At 69.8% G+C, this 16,404-nt stretch carries 15 protein-coding genes and 1 tRNA gene; 3 read left to right on the top strand and 13 right to left on the bottom strand.

Annotated elements, in window-relative coordinates; genetic code table 11:
* Positions 1–100: 100 nt before the first annotated feature.
* On the bottom strand, positions 101–1,213 hold the full coding sequence (locus tag H5J26_RS18995) for an isocitrate/isopropylmalate dehydrogenase family protein (protein WP_210771509.1): 1,113 nt from the start codon (positions 1,211–1,213) through the stop codon (positions 101–103).
* The gene (tcuA, locus tag H5J26_RS18990) at positions 1,210–2,688 is read right to left on the bottom strand and encodes an FAD-dependent tricarballylate dehydrogenase TcuA (RefSeq protein ID WP_181767092.1); all 1,479 of its coding nucleotides are present in this window, start codon (positions 2,686–2,688) and stop codon (positions 1,210–1,212) included. The genes H5J26_RS18995 and tcuA overlap by 4 nt, the downstream gene beginning before the upstream one ends.
* A gap of 89 nt (positions 2,689–2,777) precedes the next feature.
* Here tcuA and H5J26_RS18985 point away from each other — a divergent pair, with 89 nt between their 5' ends.
* Complete coding sequence (locus H5J26_RS18985; RefSeq protein ID WP_210771508.1) at positions 2,778–3,512, top strand: GntR family transcriptional regulator; 735 nt, start codon at positions 2,778–2,780, stop codon at positions 3,510–3,512.
* A gap of 5 nt (positions 3,513–3,517) precedes the next feature.
* Here H5J26_RS18985 and H5J26_RS32025 read toward each other — a convergent pair whose 3' ends face one another.
* The 5 genes from H5J26_RS32025 to H5J26_RS18960 form a co-directional block, all read right to left on the bottom strand.
* Entirely contained in the window at positions 3,518–4,042 is a 525-nt protein-coding gene (locus tag H5J26_RS32025) for an AbrB family transcriptional regulator (protein ID WP_181767091.1), read from the bottom strand.
* Positions 4,039–4,554, bottom strand: a complete 516-nt coding sequence (locus tag H5J26_RS32020; RefSeq protein WP_181767090.1) for an AbrB family transcriptional regulator — start codon at positions 4,552–4,554, stop codon at positions 4,039–4,041. Before H5J26_RS32020 ends, H5J26_RS32025 begins: the two co-directional genes overlap by 4 nt.
* Before the next feature lie 2 nt (positions 4,555–4,556).
* Positions 4,557–6,542: a tripartite tricarboxylate transporter permease gene (locus H5J26_RS18970; RefSeq protein WP_181767089.1), complete on the bottom strand. Its 1,986-nt coding sequence runs from the start codon at positions 6,540–6,542 to the stop codon at positions 4,557–4,559.
* Between the two features lie 83 nt (positions 6,543–6,625).
* A complete protein-coding gene (locus H5J26_RS18965; protein WP_181767088.1) occupies positions 6,626–7,750 on the bottom strand; it encodes a hypothetical protein in 1,125 nt (374 codons plus the stop codon).
* 88 nt (positions 7,751–7,838) lie between these two features.
* Complete coding sequence (locus H5J26_RS18960) at positions 7,839–9,005, bottom strand: 2-methylaconitate cis-trans isomerase PrpF family protein (RefSeq protein WP_181767087.1); 1,167 nt, start codon at positions 9,003–9,005, stop codon at positions 7,839–7,841.
* A 136-nt stretch (positions 9,006–9,141) separates the two neighbouring features.
* On the opposite strand from H5J26_RS18960, the gene H5J26_RS18955 reads away from it, so the two are divergent.
* A complete protein-coding gene (locus H5J26_RS18955) occupies positions 9,142–10,068 on the top strand; it encodes a LysR family transcriptional regulator (RefSeq protein WP_309237973.1) in 927 nt (308 codons plus the stop codon).
* A 165-nt stretch (positions 10,069–10,233) separates the two neighbouring features.
* Here H5J26_RS18955 and H5J26_RS18950 read toward each other — a convergent pair whose 3' ends face one another.
* From H5J26_RS18950 to H5J26_RS18940, 3 genes are all read right to left on the bottom strand, one after another.
* Positions 10,234–10,842, bottom strand: coding sequence for a dihydrofolate reductase family protein (locus H5J26_RS18950; RefSeq protein WP_181767086.1), 609 nt, complete (start codon positions 10,840–10,842; stop codon positions 10,234–10,236).
* Between the two features lie 118 nt (positions 10,843–10,960).
* Positions 10,961–11,422, bottom strand: a complete 462-nt coding sequence (locus H5J26_RS18945; protein WP_181767085.1) for a hypothetical protein — start codon at positions 11,420–11,422, stop codon at positions 10,961–10,963.
* A 247-nt stretch (positions 11,423–11,669) separates the two neighbouring features.
* The gene (locus H5J26_RS18940) at positions 11,670–13,133 is read right to left on the bottom strand and encodes an MFS transporter (protein ID WP_235980820.1); all 1,464 of its coding nucleotides are present in this window, start codon (positions 13,131–13,133) and stop codon (positions 11,670–11,672) included.
* A gap of 380 nt (positions 13,134–13,513) precedes the next feature.
* Here H5J26_RS18940 and H5J26_RS18935 point away from each other — a divergent pair, with 380 nt between their 5' ends.
* Positions 13,514–14,686 carry a hypothetical protein gene (locus tag H5J26_RS18935; protein ID WP_181767084.1) on the top strand — a complete coding sequence of 391 codons (1,173 nt, stop codon included), beginning with the start codon at positions 13,514–13,516 and terminating at the stop codon, positions 14,684–14,686.
* Positions 14,687–14,815: 129 nt separating this feature from the next.
* Here H5J26_RS18935 and H5J26_RS18930 read toward each other — a convergent pair.
* From H5J26_RS18930 to H5J26_RS18920, 3 genes are all read right to left on the bottom strand, one after another.
* Positions 14,816–14,902, bottom strand: a tRNA-Ser gene (locus H5J26_RS18930).
* A gap of 82 nt (positions 14,903–14,984) precedes the next feature.
* On the bottom strand, positions 14,985–15,482 hold the full coding sequence (tadA, locus tag H5J26_RS18925) for a tRNA adenosine(34) deaminase TadA (RefSeq protein WP_181767083.1): 498 nt from the start codon (positions 15,480–15,482) through the stop codon (positions 14,985–14,987).
* Positions 15,483–15,523: 41 nt separating this feature from the next.
* Positions 15,524–16,069: a hypothetical protein gene (locus H5J26_RS18920; protein ID WP_181767082.1), complete on the bottom strand. Its 546-nt coding sequence runs from the start codon at positions 16,067–16,069 to the stop codon at positions 15,524–15,526.
* Between the last annotated feature and the right edge of the window lie 335 nt (positions 16,070–16,404).

The raw sequence follows: 16,404 nt of genomic DNA, 5'->3' as shown, positions 1-16,404 counted from the left end.
GGTTGCGGAGGCTGCCGTACGGGGCGCGAGTCCACGGGGCGACCGCAAACCCGTCCAGGTACCGGGCGAGTTGGGAGCCGTACGCTTCCGCCGCGTCCGGTCACGTGCTCAGGGCCTCGCACACGGCTGCCGTGACCGATCCGGTGCCGCGTACGGGGCGCCCGCGGTCGCTCAGCTCGATGCCTCCGCCGGAGAGCGCGGACTCGACGGCCCGTCTGACGCGGTCGCCCGCCGAGGGCCTGGACGCGTGGTCCAGCAGCAGTGCGAGGCTCAGGATCTGCGAGAGCGGGTTGGCCAGGCCCTGCCCCGCGATGTCCGGGGCGCTGCCGTGCACGGGCTCGGCGTAGGCCGCGTCCGCGCCGACGTTCAGCGAGCCGCACATGCCGAGCCCTCCCACGGTGGCGGCGCCGAGGTCGCTCAGCACGTCGCCGAGGAAGTTCTCCATCACCAGCACGTCGAAGCACTGCGGGCGCGCGACGAGGTCGTGCGCCGCGGCGTCGGCGTAGAGGTGTTCCGTCTCGACGTCGGGATAGGCCTCGGCCACCTCGTCGAACACCCGGCGGAAGAGCGCGTAGCTCCGCAGCACGTTGCTCTTGTCCACGCACGTGACCCGCCGGACGCCGTCGGCGGCGGCGCCCGAGCGCTTGCGGGCCAGATCGAAGGCGTACCGGACGACACGCTCCGTGCCGACGCGGGTGACCATGAGCTGGTCCGCGGCGGCGTGCGGAGTGGCGGCGCCGGCCCCTCGTGACAGGTACAGCCCCTCCGTGTTCTCCCGGACCACCACGTAGTCGATCTCGCCCGGGCCGTGCCTGGTCGCGCCGGTGACGCCGGGGAGCAGCCGCATGGGACGGACGTTGGCGAAGGTGTCCAGCCCCAGCCGGAGGAGCCCGCCGAGCAGCCCGGCTTCGGTGCCGTCCGGGTGGCGCACCTCGGGGAGGCCGACAGGGCCCTTGAGTACGCCGTCGGCGGCACGGAGACGTTCGAGCGCGTCCTCGGGCAGGGCGCGTCCGGCGCTCCGGTATGCGCCGGCACCGGCGTCGACCGTGGTGAGCTCGTACGTGAAGCCGTCCAGGGCGGCCACCCGCTCCAGCACCTGCAGTGCGCTGTCCACCAGTTCGGGCCCGATGCCGTCGCCGGGGATCACCACGAGGTCCAGCACGTCCGGCGGTGACGGCGTTCCGGAGGCCGGCTCCGGCGGTGCGGGGCTCACCGGGCCCGTCCCGCCGAGGCGCCGGCTATCCGCCCGAACACCGACCCGTTCGTCAGGCCGGTGCCGCCCGGGTAGTTGAAGTAGAAGACTCCGCCGACGAGTTCACCGGCGGCGAAGAGGCCGGGGATCGGGTTCATGTCGGTGTCGATGACCTGCGCGCTCTCCGGAGCGATGCGGACGCCGCCGAAGGTGAAGGTGATGCCGCAGGTCACCGCGTACGCCTCGAAAGGTCCCTCGTCCACGGTGTTGGCCCAGTTGGTCTTGCCGACGGCCAGGCCCTTCGTTCCGCGCCCGTCCCGGACGTTCGGGTTGAAGGGCGTGTCCGTGTCGACGGCGGCGTTGTAGGCGTCGATCTCCGCGAGGAAGCCGGCGGGGTCGACCCCGTCCATCTTCTCGGCCAGCTTCTCCAGGGTCGGTGCGGTGACCTTGGTGATCTGCCGGATCCGGTACTCGTCACGGAGGAGATGGGTGACCTTCTGGTCGAAGACCTGCCAGGCGAACTGGCCCGGCTGCTCGAGGATCACCCGCCCGTACTTGGCGTATGTGTAGTTGCGGAAGTCGGCGCCCTCGTCGACGAACCGCCGGCCGTGGGCGTTGACCATGATCCCCCAGGGGTAGCTGTGCTTCTGGAAGTGGTCGCCGACGGCGAGATCCCCGAACTCGGGGGCGTTGCGGTCCCAGCCGACGGCGTGGCAGCCGGACCAGTTGCCAGCGGGGCTCGCTCCGGCGCGCAGGGCCATCTGAAGGCCGTCGCCGGTGTTGTACATCGTTCCCCGGACCTTGGCGAGGTCCCATCCCGGGCCCAGATAGCGCGCCCGCATCTCGGAGCTGGACTGGAAGCCTCCGCTGGCGAGCACGACCGCGTCGGCACGTTCCTCGCGGGTCCGCCCGTCCTGGCGAAGCCTGACCCCCTGGACGCCGTCGTCGTCCTGTAGGAGATCGAGTACGCGCGCCCCGTATTCGATCTGTATACCGGCCCGTTCGGCGGCACGGGTCAGCGCCTCCACCAGCCCCATTCCGCCGCCCGACGCCTCAACGGTCAGGCCGCCCCAGAAGGTGAAGCGGCCCTCCACCTTGAAGGCCTGCCGCCCGTAGATCGGCACGAAGCGGACGCCCTTCTCCGCCATCCACAGCAGGGTGGGCAGGCTCTCGTCAACCAGGGTGGAGGCCAGCTCCGGATCGGTGCGGTACTCGGTGACGCGAGCGAGGTCGTCGAGGTACGCCTCGGCCGGGTACGCCCCGAAGTCGGTGTTGTCGATCTCCTCCGGGGTGAGGTCGGGCATGAGCTTCTTCAGGTCCTCGACGCCCTTGTATACGACCCGCATGGCGCCCGCTGTGAACGCGGTGTTGCCACCCCGCAGCTTCTTCGGCGCCCTCTCCAGGACCAGGACCTCCGCGCCCTGCTCCCTCGCGGCCAACGCCGCGCACAGCGCCGCGTTTCCCGCTCCCACAACGACGACTCGCCGGCCAGCCATGCGCACTCCTCGCATTCACATTGCATGCAATCGATTCGGGATTGTACTCAACTTGCGGACGATCTGACCACTCCCGTACGGTGCACCCCGTGCAGGAGGACAGAGCACTTTCGACCAGCGGCATCAACAACCCGTCAGGTGAGTCGGTGGAGCGCCTTCGCGCCTACCTGCAGGACGGGGCAGTTCGCGGTCGTACGACCGACGACGTCACCGGGGCGATGCGCGAAGCCATCCTCGACGGAGTCCTCTCCCCCTCCACCTGGCTGCGTGAGAGCGAGCTGGCGACCGCCTTCAAGGTGAGCCGGACTCCGATCCGCGAGGCCCTGAAGCGCCTCGCCGACGAAGGTCTCGTGGTCAAGACCGCCCACCACGGTGCGATGGTCGCCGCCCTGTCCCTTGAGGACGTGCTCGCTCTCTACGTCATCCGCGAGGACCTCGAAGGACTCGCCGCCCGGCTGGCGGCCGTCCGCTGCCCGGAGGGTCTGGTCGAGGAGCTCGACGAGATCAACGCCGCGATGAGGGAAGCCGCCGAGCGCGAGGCCGTGAGTGAGCTGTCCAAGCTGAACCTCACCTGGCACCGGGCGCTGCGGACGGGTGCGGCCAACCCGTATCTGGAGAGGTTCCTCAACCAGGTCGAGCACGCCGTACGACGCCTTCCGGCGACGACCCTGGTGCACCCGGGCCGTCCCGAGGAGGTCCTGGCCGAGCACGAGGCGGTCGCCCGTGCCGTCAAGGAACGCAACGGTGAGGCCGCCGAACAGGAGGCCAGGGCGCACATGCGCCGTGCCCGCGAGATCCGGCTCGCCGTACTGCTGGGAAGCTGACGCGATCATTCCCCCTCCCCCTGCCGGAGACGGGCCCAGCGCAGCAGCCACGGCAGTGCCGACAGCACGACGACCAGCCTGATCAGGTGCATCCCGGCGACGAGCCCGCTGTCCCCGCCCAGCCCTGCCGTCGCCGCGACCATCTCCCCGACTCCCCCGGGGACGGACCCCAGCAGAGCCGTCGTGGGGGTGAGCACTCCGGTGACGGCGAGCGTCACGCCGATTCCGGCTCCCACGGTGATGATCGCGAGGACGACGACGGTTCCGGGCAGACTCACGCGCCGTACGGAGGCGAAGAAGTTCCGCCCCACCATGGAGCCCACGCCCGCACCGACCAGGAGCTGACCGGCGGTCGACCACCAGCCGGGCGGTGCGACGCCGCCGAGCCCCAGCAGCGGAGCCGTCGCGGCCCCCAGGATCGATCCGGTGATCGGCCACATCGGCAGACGCAGCAAGCGGCCCAGGGCGGCCCCCGCGCAGGCCAGCCCCAGAAGCATCACCAGACCAGGGGCGGCACCGGCACCCGTCACGGCAGCCTGCTCAGGAGGAGGACAAGCCCCGGCAGCGCCACCAGGACGACCAACAGCACGCGGAGAAGGTGGATGACGGTGACGGTCCCGACGTCCGCGCCCTCGTCGACGGCGAGTACGGAGAGCTCGCTGAGCCCGCCCGGCGCGCAGGCCAGAACAGCCGTCACAGGGTCGAGTTGATGACGTTTCATCAGCCAGCGAGCCAGTGCCGCGTTGAGGGCGAGCAGCAGCACAACGCCGGTCAGTACCGGAAGCGCGACCAGCCCCAGCGTCTTGAGGCTCTCCCCGTCCAGCCGTGCTGCCGACACGCAGCCGATCAGCACCAACCCCGCTGTGCGTACCCGGCGTTGGAGCGGATGCGGCTGTGCGTTCACTGCGTTTCCGGCTGCCGCACTGCCCAGGACGGCACCGACCAGGGTCCCGGCCGGGACCCGCAGCCACGTCAGCAGCAGTCCTCCGGCGGCCCCTGCCAGCAGGCCGACCGCCGCGCGGGGGAAGACGCCTGCCGGCATGCTCACAGCAGGCCGACCGGAGTGAGGTAGCCGATGGGCAGGGCGATGTCCGCGAACGTCGCCAGGGCGGCCAGCGCACCGACCGTGCACACCGTGTATACAGCGATGCCCAGCCAGCGCATCTCTGCCACGCGTCGCAGGAACAGCGGCAGGAACACGAGCGCCGCGAGAAGCACGCCGAGGACGTAGGTGAGCGCGACGAACCCGGCCAGCCAGGCGAACGACCGCAGCACCGCACGCCACTCGACGGCCCACGCCTCGCGTGTCGACGTCTCCTGCGGCTCCGCCCGGCGCCGCGCACGGATGCCGACCACCAGTGCGCAGAGGGCCATCGCCGCTCCGACGACCGTCACCAGCCCGGGTACGAGCCTGGCCTGGCTGCTGTACCCGCGGGAGATCACGAACGCGGCGACGAAGACGACCAGGAACACCGACGGAACCACGATGCTCCAGATCCGCGGCGGCTCCGGCCCCTCGCCCTCCTCCTCGTCGGCGATGTCCGACGCCTCGGGGTCGCGACGGGAGCGGAACTTCTTCACCAGCGAGAAGACAGTCGGTACGACGAGCACGGCGAGCAGGATCAGAACCCACGGGCGGACGATCCACTGGTCGAACTTGTAGAGGTTCGCCGTGAGGAAGTAGTAGCGCTCCATCGGCAGGCTCAGCACGAAGCCGATCAGGAACGGTGCCCGCGGGATGCCGCAGGCCTTCATGACCCAGCCGATGGCGCCCAGGAGCAGCATGACCTGAAGCAGCGCGATCTGCTCCGAGTCCTGGAAGCCGGCCGTGAACAGCACGACGATGAGCCCGCCCGCCAGCACGGGGAACCGCACGAAGCTCAGCTTCGCCAGCGGACGGCTCAGCACGAAGCAGGCAGCCGCCCCCAGGATGCTGGCCAGCGCGAACGACCAGATGATCGTGTAGACGATGTCCAGGTCGTGCGTGATGATGCGCGGCCCGGGCTCGATGTTGAAGGCGAGGAGCGCGCCAAGCAGCAGCGCGGCGGGAGCACCGCCCGGGATTCCGAACAGCAGCGTGGGGATGAGGTCGCCGGCCTCGACGGAGTTGTTGGCGCTCTCCGGTGCGATGATCCCCCGGGGGTCTCCCTTGCCGAAGGTCTTCTTGGACTCCTTGCGGGTGGTCGCCCGCGCCTGCCCGTACGCCATCCAAGTGCCCGCCGTGGCCCCGAGCCCCGGCAGCACTCCGGCCCACATGCCGACGAGGGCGCCGCGCAGGACGTGGCGCCAGTGCTCCACCACGTCCCGTAGCCCGGTGCGCCATCCGCTGCCGAGCCCCGAGCCGGTGGCGACGCTGGAGCGGGTCCCGACCAGCGTGACGATCTCGGCTATCCCGAAGATGCCCAGTGCCACGGCCACCAGGTCCAGGCCCTCGGAGAGGAACAACGAGCCGAAGGTGAACCGGTAGTCGGCCGCCGCCGGTGCCGCGCCGATGCCTCCGAGCAGGAGGCCGAACGCTCCAGCGAGCAGCCCTTTGAGCATGTTGCCCCGCGAGAGCACCGCGGTGAGCGATACGCCGAGCAGCGTCAGCATGAACAGCTCAGGTGCCCCGAAGCTGAGAACCAGCGGCCGTGCCACGGGTATCGACAGCGTCAGCCCGAGCGCTCCGAGCAGCCCGCCCGCCATCGAGGACAGGAACGCGATCGAGAGCGCCCGTGCGCCCTGACCCTTCTTCGCCATCTGATGCCCGTCGAGCATCAGCACGCTGGCGGAGGCGGATCCGGGGATGCCCAGCAGCACGGAGGCGATCGTGTCGGAGGTGTGCACCACGGCGACGGCGCCGATGATCAGCGCCAGCGCCTGCGTCGGCTCGAGCGAGAAGACGAACGGCAGCAGCATGGCCACCGCACCCGTCCCGCCGAGACCGGGGATCATGCCGATGACGAGGCCGGAGCCGACGCCCAGCAGCAGGAAGACCAAATTCGACAGGGCGAAGAGATTGCCCAGTGCGCTGAACGCGGCGTCCAACATCGATCAGACCTTTCGGGGGTGCTACTTCGGGGTTGCCGAGGCGTGGGGGCGCCACCGCCTGGGCGCGCCCCCGAGCCGACCGGTCAGGTTCCGCCGAGGCTTTCGCCGTACTCGCGCTTGAGCATGTCGAGGGCGTACTTCCGGGCGTCCGGGTCGATCTCGAACGCCTTCTGGATCTGCTTCTCCGCGTTCTCGCCGGAGTAGAGGGGGTAGCCGCCCAGGACTTCGCCGCTCTTCTTGGCGAACTTCTTGTCCTTCTTGAGCTTGTCGACCGAGGCCCAGTAGGCCTTCACGATCGAGTCAGGGGTGTCCTCGTTGGCCCACAGGCCCTTCTGGTACGTGCAGCCCGGGACGAGGAAGGACTTGTAGGAGTCGTAGGCGCGGCCCGAGGGCTCCTTGCCGTACATCTTCCTGTAGAACTCCTCGACCGTCGGCAGGTCGGGCACGTTCGGGTCGCGGACGACCTTTCCGTCCTTGAGCACGCCGAAGGACATCAGCGGAACGGCCTTGTCCTTCTCGACGAGGGGTTCCACCTGGGTCTTGTACGCGGAAGTGGTCTGGTAGTCGATGTTGACCTCGCCGCGCTGGTAGGCCAGCAGCGCCGTCTCGCGTCCCTCGAAGCCGAATGTGGCGTCGACGGGCTTCTTCAGCACGTCCATCGCCTGGAGCATCGTCAGGTCGAGACCGGTGGCGCTGATGCCGCCGTAGGTCAGCTTCTTCTTGGACTTCGCCAGGTCGTCGGCGTTCTTGATCCCCGTCTTCGGCGAGGTGTAGATGACGCCGCCCGAGCCGTTCATGATCAGCGGCCGCATCTTGGAGAAGTCGAACTCCACCTCGGGACGCTTCAGCAGGGCCTGGTAGTAGGTGGTTCCGGAGGTGACCAGGACCTCCTTGCCGTCGGTTCCGCCCGAGCGCACGAACTCGTTGGACCCGGTGATGCTCTCGCCGCCCGGCTTGTTCTCCGGCAGGAACGTCGGCCCCGACTCGACGTGGTCCTTCAGGTACGGGGCGAGGAAGCGGGCCCAGGTGTCGGTGCCGCCGCCCTCGTCGTAGGGGATGACCATGTCGACGCGTGACGGGATCTTCGCGCCCGCGTCGCTCTTGCCGTCGTCGCCGACGCCCTGGGGGTTGCCGCAGGCCGCCATTCCGAGTCCGGCCGCGATCACCGCCACGGCCACGGGTATTCGGGAGATCGGTTTGCGGCTCATCGCCGGTCCTCCTTGAACGGTGACGTGTGTATGACGACCGGTGGCTGACCATCCACCGGGGATGCTGCGCTTGTCCTCGTCGAAGGCGCTACACCTGTGCGGCGAGATTCGGATCGGGCACGGTGACCTCGCCTGCCATCAGGCGTCGTGCTGTGCGGTAGCCGGAGACGACGGGGACCTCCCATCCGTCGCCGTTCCGCTCGACCCGGGCGGCCATCGGCAGCACGCCCGACGGATGACCGATGCGGATCTCGCCGTCCGGCGCGTTCTCCTGGGATTCCCGGGCGGCCTCGGAGACGAGGGTGCCGGGCAGTGCTGCGGCGACGGCGGTGCATATGGCGCCGGTGAGCGCGTACGAGCGGTGGAGCCGGCCCATCGACATCATCGACGCCCGCAGCGTCTGGTCCGCGTCGGACTGCACGCTGCCGTCCGTCAGCGGGTACGCGCGGGGAGGGCCCACCAGCGCGAGCTTGGGCACCGAGGGCGTCAGCGCCGTCGCCTTCTCGTGCGTGGGAGCGGTCCCGATGTGCACGCCCGCGGAGGCCCGTACGAGTTCGAGGCGGGCCAGCAGCGCGGCGTCCGCGTCGATCTCGTCGGGCAGTTCCCTGCCGGTGAGGCCGAGGGACTCCCACCGGACGAACAGCAGCGGGTTGGCCGCGTCGACGATGGACATCTCGACAGCGCCCAGCCCGGGAACCATCACCTGGTCGACCGTCCGTCCTGTGGGCAGCAGCGACCCGGTGACCGCACCGCCGGGGTGCAGATAGTCGAGCCGGATGCTGGCGCCGGTTCCCGGGACTCCGGCGACGGCGAAGTCTCCCGTCGGGTCGAAACGGCCGTCGCGCGTGGGCACGTGGGCGGTCACGACCTTGCCGGTGTTCAGGTTGAGGAACCGCACCTGCGTGACGGGATCCGTCGCCGGCACCAGCCCCTCGTCGACCGCGAAGGGGCCGACCGCGGCGGACATGTTGCCGCAGTTGCCAGTACGGTCCACCAGCGGCTGGTCGATCGACACCTGCCCGAACTCGTACGTCACGTCGACGCCGAGGTGCCTGCCGTCGGCGATGATCGCGACCTTGCTGGTCGAGGAGGTGGCCCCGCCGATGCCGTCGACCTGGCGGCGGTAGGGGTCGGGGCTGCCGTACGCGGCGAGGATGAACCGGTCCCGCAGATCCGGGTCGGCAGGCAGATCGGTCTCGTGGAAATACAGTCCCCGGCTGGTCCCGCCCCGCATCAGCACCGCCGGTACCTGCATCGTTCGCCCGCCTCCCACGCTGCCATGCAAGTTGCATGCAATCTGTCGCCAAGTGGACGACACCCTCCTACATGTGCGACGTAAACTCCATCTCTCATATCTCCACGCGGGCTTAAGTCTTGCTACAGTCCCGCGCGTGCATGTCGACATAGGACGGTCGATGCTGCTGGCCGCGGTCGCGCGGTACGGCTCGATGACGGCCGCCGCCGAGCAGCTGGCCTACACGCCCTCCGCGGTCTCGCAGCAGATCCGCAAGCTGGAGGGCGAGCTGGGCCTGCGGGTCCTCTCCCGCCATGCGAAGGGGGTGGACCTCACCGACGCCGGACGTGCGGTCGTCGAGCACGTCGCTGGCATCGAACGCGAGTTGGCGGCCCTGCGGGAGCAGCTCGAGCACATCCGCGGCGCCCGCGCCGGGACCCTTCGGCTGGGCACCTTCCCCACCTTCGGTGCCTCGCTGCTGCCCTTCGCGATCACGCGCTTCACGGCGCACCACCAGGAGGTCTCCCTCACGGTGCGCAGCGCCCGCCTCTCAGGGCTGCTCGAACTGCTGCACTCGCGCGAGATCGAGATGGCCGTTCTCTGGGACTACGAGTGGTCCCGGCTCGACGAACCGGGCCTCAGTGTCCATCAACTGCTGCTGGATCCCACGCGCTTGGTGGTCTCGGACAGCCACCACCTGGCCCAGCGGACCAGTGCCGGCATCGCCGAGCTCGCGCAGGAGCGCTGGATCACCAGGGCCGACAACCATCCCGTGGCCGGAGTGCTGCTCCGGACATGCCAGGCCGCCGGCTACGAGCCCACCGTCGCCTTCGAGGCGCACGACTACCAGGAGGCCCAGGCGATGGTCGCCGCGGGGCTCGGCGTCGCGCTGGTGCCGCAACTGGCCCTGAGCGGAGTGCGCGAGGACGTCCGCGTCCTCGACCTCGGCGGACAGGCCCCGTCGAGACGGATCATGCTCGCCAACTCGGCGGACCGGACACCGTCCCCGGTAGGCACCGCGATGGCGAAGATCCTGCGCCAGGTCGTACGGGAGGGCGGCTGGCACCGCGAATCGGCGTCCTGAGCCGTGGCCTTACGGGCGACGCGGTGCTGCCCTCAGCCCAGTTGACGGGGCAGGACTGAGCACGGCGGAGGGGCGGACCTCGATCGGGTCCGCCCCTCCGTACACCTGCGGTGGCGCTGGGATCCGCCCCGGTGGAGAGCTCCCGGGCCGGGCCGGCGCCGACTGCTACTCGCCCTGGGGCAGATGGGTCTTGGCGTCCTCGTAGGAGGCTTCCCGGACCGAGTCGGCCGGGGCGTAGACCAGGTTCAGCACGCCCGTACGGAACGCCTCGGACGAGATCAGCCTCAACGGCACGCTGTCGCCCTCATCGAACAACCGCATGCCCTTGCGGACCGCGATGGGATGCACCATGAGATGCAGCTCGTCGAGGAGGCCCGCGTCCAGGAGCTGGCGGACGACGGAGACCGAGCCGCTCATGGCGATGTCTCCGCCCGGCTCGTTCTTCAGTGCGGTGACGGCCTCCACGAAGTCGCCCTTGAGCTGCTCGGAGTTGCGCCAGGTGAATTCGAGGTCCTGGCGGGAGACGACGATCTTGCGTGCGTCGCCGAGCTTCTTGGCGAAGGGGGCGTCCTCGCCGCCGGCCGCTTCGCGCTCCGGCCACGCTCCCGCGAAGCTGTCGTACGTCTTGCGGCCGATGAGGATGGTGTCGGCCGAGCCGAGAGTCGCGTCGACAGCGGCGCCCATCTCGTCGCTGAAGTACGGGAAGTGCCACTGGTCGGGTGCTTCCACGACTCCGTCCAGCGAGATGAACAGCCCTGCTGCGATCTTCCTCATGATTCCCCTCCAGGACGGTGGCCGATGAGCGCCTTCCTCAAGTCAGACGGCCGGGGAATCGAGAACTCATCGGTGCCGGGCGTGCTGCCGACGTACGCCCGGACACCCCGTCCTCCGCTCAGTCCTCACCGTCTCCGGGCCAGAACTGGAGGAGGAAGCACGCCTCGACGAGATCGGACCGCGTGGCGCCCCACGGCAGTTCGTCAGGAATCTCGCGCCGGCCGATCCGCAGCTCCCATCGGCCCGGCGCCGGAAGTTGAGGACCCTTCTCCCAGCCCGCGTCGCTCTCGTCGATGATGAAGCGCCCCGAGGGCAGGTTCAGCGAGACGCACGCCTGGTCACGCCAGTACTCGTCATCGATCTCCGCGCGTCCGTCCCATACCTCCACACGCAACCGCGCATGGATCACCGTGCTCTCCGCCGTCTCCAGGAAGACCGAACCCTGACTCGCGGAGACCCATCCGCTCCCCGGCATCCGGCCGGGCATTCCTCCGCCCTCACACACCGTGTCGACAAGGCCGAACATGCCGTCCACGACGGTCACATCCTGCTGCTTCGCGGGACTCTGCAACTGCGCCATCCAGACCTCCTTCTGTGGGGAAGTCGCTCGGTCACCAACGACCGGCAGGGCGGGGGGCGTTGGTGCCAAGAATCGAACATGTGACTGAATTCGTTCTCAGAGTACTCCTCGGCCCGGCGGTTCGGACGCCGGCGCACGCGGAGATCGAGACGGAGCACGACGAGGGGCCGGACAGGGGGTCGGGTCCGGCCCCTGGATCACCAGCGGGCGGCCATGCGGCCCAGCCCGTCAGCACGGTGACGGCAGGTCAGCAGCGACGCCACTGGCGGGGTACGGGAGTCGGCTCGGGTGCGGCCGGCGTCGGGCACCGCGCCACAGCGACGAGAAGGGTGACGGCGATGCCGCCGGCCACGACGAACAGGGCGGTGCGGATCCCGTCCGCGGTCGCGATCCGTAGGCGCTCGCCCGTGAGGTCACCGAGACCCGCGGTCGCCACCAGGACGAGAATCGCGAGGCCGACAGCGGCGCCGATCCCGGAGCCGGTGGAGGCGACGCCGGAGGCGATGCCCTGCTGCCGGTCGGCGATGCCCGTCGCGGCAGCGATGAACATGGCGGTGAAGACGACGCCGTCACCGAGGCTGAGCGCGACGAGCCCCGGAACGAGTTCGACGTACGAGCCGTCCGGTGAGGTCGCGAAGCCGAGCAGCACGGCGCCGACCGCCCCGATGGCGAGAGCGGCCGTCAGCGTCTGCCTGAGCCCGAATCGCGTCACGAACTGGCCGGCTGTCGTGGAGCCTGCGACCACCACCGCGGTGGGGATCAGGAAGCCCACACCTGTCTCCAGGGCGTCGAAGCCGAGGATCTCCTGAAAGTAGATCGACAGGAAGTAGAGCACCGAACCGAACGTCGCCATGAACATGAACGCGATGAGGACGCCGGTGACGAGGTTCCGGTTCGAGAGCAGCCGAGGAGGCATCAGCGGATCGGCGCTGCGCCGCTCGATCACCGCGAAGGCCGCGATCAGCAGCAGGCCGGCCGCAGCGCTGATCAGGATGCCCGGTGAGAGCCAGCCCAGCCCGGGCCCTTGAACCAGAGCGAACACGATCAAGGTGACGCCGAGAGTGACGCTCAACGCGCCCGGCAGATCGAACTTCCGGCCCTTCTCGCGTTCACCGTCGGGTGGGATCAGGACGAACGCGAGCAGCATCGCCGGGCCCGCCAGAGCGACGTTGACCAGGAAGACCGCCTCCCAGCCGAATGCCTGAGTGAGCAGTCCGCCGACCAGTACGCCGATCACGAGGCCCGCTGCGCCCGCACCGCCCCAGATGCCCAGAGCCCGGTTCCGCGCCCGCCCTTCCGGAAACGTGGTGTTGATGAGAGCCAGAGTGGTGGGGAAGACCAACGCTCCGCCCAGTCCTTGGAATGCGCGTGCGGCGAGCAGTATGCCCGCCCCGGTGGCGAGTCCACCGGCGAGCGCCGCCCCGGCATAGAGGGCGAGCCCTGTCGCCAGGATCCTGCGCCGCCCGATCAGGTCTGCTGCGCGCCCGCCGAAGAGGAGGAATCCGGCCGAGGCCACTGCGTATGCGCTGATCACCGTCTGAAGCGTCTGCGCCGAGTAGCCGAGGTCGCGCGCGATGTCAGGCAGCGCCACCACGACGATGTACTGGTCCAGCGAGACGATCAGCATCGCGAACGACAGCAGCGCGAGCGTTGCGGTCTCGCGGTTCCAGCCGAGGTCGCCGGGCGCTGATGAGACTTCCGTGGATCGCAAGGCAGCACTCCTGGTCGACCGGGCACGTCAGTTGGCGGCCCCGCCTGGGATGTTGGACCGGGCGGACATCCGACGCCGCGGAGGCCCCGGGCAGGGAACATGGCCAGACCTTATGGACCGTCGGCGATCAGCCGGCTCAACGACATCCCGGCGGAACGGAAGTGAGCAGCGCAGCCCGGAGCGGCGAGGTCCGCCGGTGCCGGTGCCGTCGGGATCGCGGTGGACGTACGCGCCAGATCAGGTCGGGGGTCGCAGCGGCCCCCGCGACCCGGCGGGGTACCGGGGGCGTCACAGCTGCGTCACACGGGGCGGGAGCCGACGGGACAGGGGCGAGGATCGCCTGGCCCCCACAATCCATCGGTAGAGGTGTACTCACCGTGATGTTCCGTCAAGATCATTCCACGCTTGCGCAGTTGCTGAAGCTGGCTGCGGCCTTGGGGTTGGTCGCGGCGCTGGCCCTGGGACTGGCCTCGTTCCGGCAGACGCCCACCACGCCGCAGGAAGCCGTCGAGCGCGAGAAGCGCTACAACGAGGTGCTCGAGGACGCCCATCCGAGCGTCGAGGACGTCGTGGAGATCTCGGGCGCTCCCACCGAGGCCCACCGTGCCGACGACGGCGCGCTGATGCTGATGTACCACGCGACGTACGTCGAGGACGACGAAGGTCCCGCCGCCTACGCTTGGCGCGTCTACGACGCGGGAGGCAAGAAGGTCGCCGAGCACGCGGAGCACAGCGACGCGGAGGACGGCCCCCCGACGACGCACGGTCTCCCTGACGGCTTCCTCCTCCCCTCGAGCGGCGACTCCACCGAGTCGGGACCGGTCTTCGTCGACACGGCGGGGAAGAGGCGCGCACTGAAGTCGCAGGCCGCTCCCCTCGTCACTCGTCCCGGCGACAGGCTGATCGCCGGCGACGTGGAGCCCCGGATCTACCGTCCCTCCACGCGCACCGAAGCCCCCCTCGCCGGACTCGAGCACCTCGATACGGACGTCGCCGCGGTCGGGAACGGCGTCGCGTACGGATTCGGGCGAAGCGGATCGCGCGAGCAGGTGCACATGTCCGAACGGGGCCGCGAGTGGAGCGAGGACCTGCCGGCCGGGTGCAGCGGATTGCTCGTCGCCGCCGAGGGAGAGACGGCTGTGGTGGCCCTCGGCCTGGGACCCCGGGGCTCCCTGGGGAGGACACAGATCGACTCGCTGTTCGTGACCAGCGACAGCGGCAGGAGTTGGAGGTCCGTACCGGAATCGGAGCAACTGCCTCTGGGGAGTATCGACGACTCGCCGGACCTCTACCTGGACGTGCTTTCCGACGGCCGCATCGTCCTCGGTGAACAGCTCGGTCGCACCTGGATCGCCGACGACGGGGAGAACCGCTCGTTCCACGAGGTGGACCGGCCCGTCCCGTTCGTCACCGTCAAGGCCGAGGGCAGGACCCTCGTGGCCGTAGCCGACTCCGAATACCCCGACTACGACCTCGTCGAGGGCGAAGGGCTGTGGATCTCGGAGGACGGCGGACGGTCCTGGGAGCTCTTCGACGACGGCAGAGTGGGCTGACCAGGGTTGACGCGCCGGGCCCCGTCCGGCTGGCGAGCGAGCCGCGTGCGACCCCCACTGAGACGGAGACCGAGCCGGCACACGACGAAGGGCCGGACCCTTGCCGGGCCCGGCCCTTCGTCTCATCTGCGGTAGCGGTGGGATTTGAACCCACGGAGAGCTTGCACCCTCACTCGCTTTCGAGGCGAGCTCCTTCGGCCGCTCGGACACGCTACCGAGAGGCACTCTAGCCCAACGGGTGCCGTGTGCAGAAATCCGTTCGGGGGTGCGGTATCGAGCGGGCGGAGGCCTGGAGCGGTCAGCCGGCGTCGGGCGATCCGCGGAAGAAGTCCGTGAGCAGGGACCCGCATTCGTCGGGGAGTACGCCCGCGATCACCTCCGGGCGGTGGTTGAGACGCCGGTCCCTCACCACGTCCCAGAGCGAGCCCGCGGCACCCGCCTTCGCGTCCCGCGCCCCGTAGACGAGTCGGTCCAGGCGGGAGAGCACGATCGCGCCCGCGCACATCGTGCAGGGTTCGAGAGTGACCACGAGGGTGCAGCCGTGCAGCCGCCACTCGTCGTGGAGCCCGGCGGCCGCCGCGCGGATCGCGACGATCTCCGCGTGGGCAGTCGGATCGCCCGTGGCCTCACGTGTGTTGTGCCCGAGGCCGAGCACCGCGCCGTCAGGTCCGAGGACGACGGCGCCCACCGGTACGTCGCCGGTCTCCCGTGCCCGTACGGCCTCATCGAGGGCGCGGCGCATGGGCTCACGCCAGCGATCGCGGACGGGATCGGGCACGGGAGAGACGTCGGTCATGCGGCCAGTGTCCTACTGCGCCGCACCGGCCACAGCGGGGGCTACCGCACGGCCTCCAGTACGTCGGTGCAGCCCAGGACGTCCGCGATCTCGCTCAGCGCGTCCTGCGGCGCCAGGGAGAGCAGGACCTTGTCCTCCATGCCCAGGTCGGCCAGCACACCCGCGTCGCCAAGAGGGCCGGGGGGTGCGCTGTCCGGGGACTCCGGCTGGTCGCTCCCCTCGGGGGCGTCCTCCTTCGATTCCGGCTCGCCGTCCTCCGTACCGTCGAGGTCGACGAGCTGCTCGAGCGCGTCCATGTTCTCCGGCTCGCGGCCGAGCAGCTCGTCGGAGAGCAGGATCTCGCCGTACGAGCTGCGCATGGCAGCGGCGGCGTCCGAGACGAAGACGCGCGGGTCGTCCTCGCCCTCGATCCGTACGACGCCGAACCACTCGCCCTCCTGCTCGATGCAGGCGAGCACCGGCTCGTCGTCGGTCGCGGCCTCCCGGGCCAGATCGGCCAGGTCGGCCAGGGTCTCCACATCGTCGAGCTCCGTGTCGCTCGCTTCCCACCCGTCTTCGGTGCGCGCGAGCAGTGCGGCGAAATACACCGTGACTCTCCCACTGTCTTCTGAGGTGCCCGATGGCTGCTGACGAGGACTGCGCCCCGCCCCATCGGAATCGTGGCAGAAACCGGGGCCGTGCGAAGGGTCTTCGACAGTGCGTCGTGAGGGTGTTTGCGCCGATCTCAGCCGCGGACCCGGTCAGGAGGACGGAGGGTGACCGATTCTTGACCAGGTGTTGCACTTTGTGACGGTCCTGACGGTCTCCACCACTGCCTCATCCACCTCATGAGTGCACGTTTCGCGCGCATGCCCGCCCGGCGGTCACCAACGGAATGTGCGCATGCGCATCGCCTGCCGCCTGCGAGCGCTGCGGGCCCGGC

The sequence above is a fragment of the Streptomyces albidus (ex Kaewkla and Franco 2022) genome, assembly GCF_013870515.1.
Classification (GTDB): Bacteria; Actinomycetota; Actinomycetes; order Streptomycetales; family Streptomycetaceae; genus Streptomyces; species Streptomyces albidus.
The sequence above is the reverse complement of the archived record's forward strand: the minus strand, read 5'-3'. Positions and strand labels throughout refer to the sequence as shown.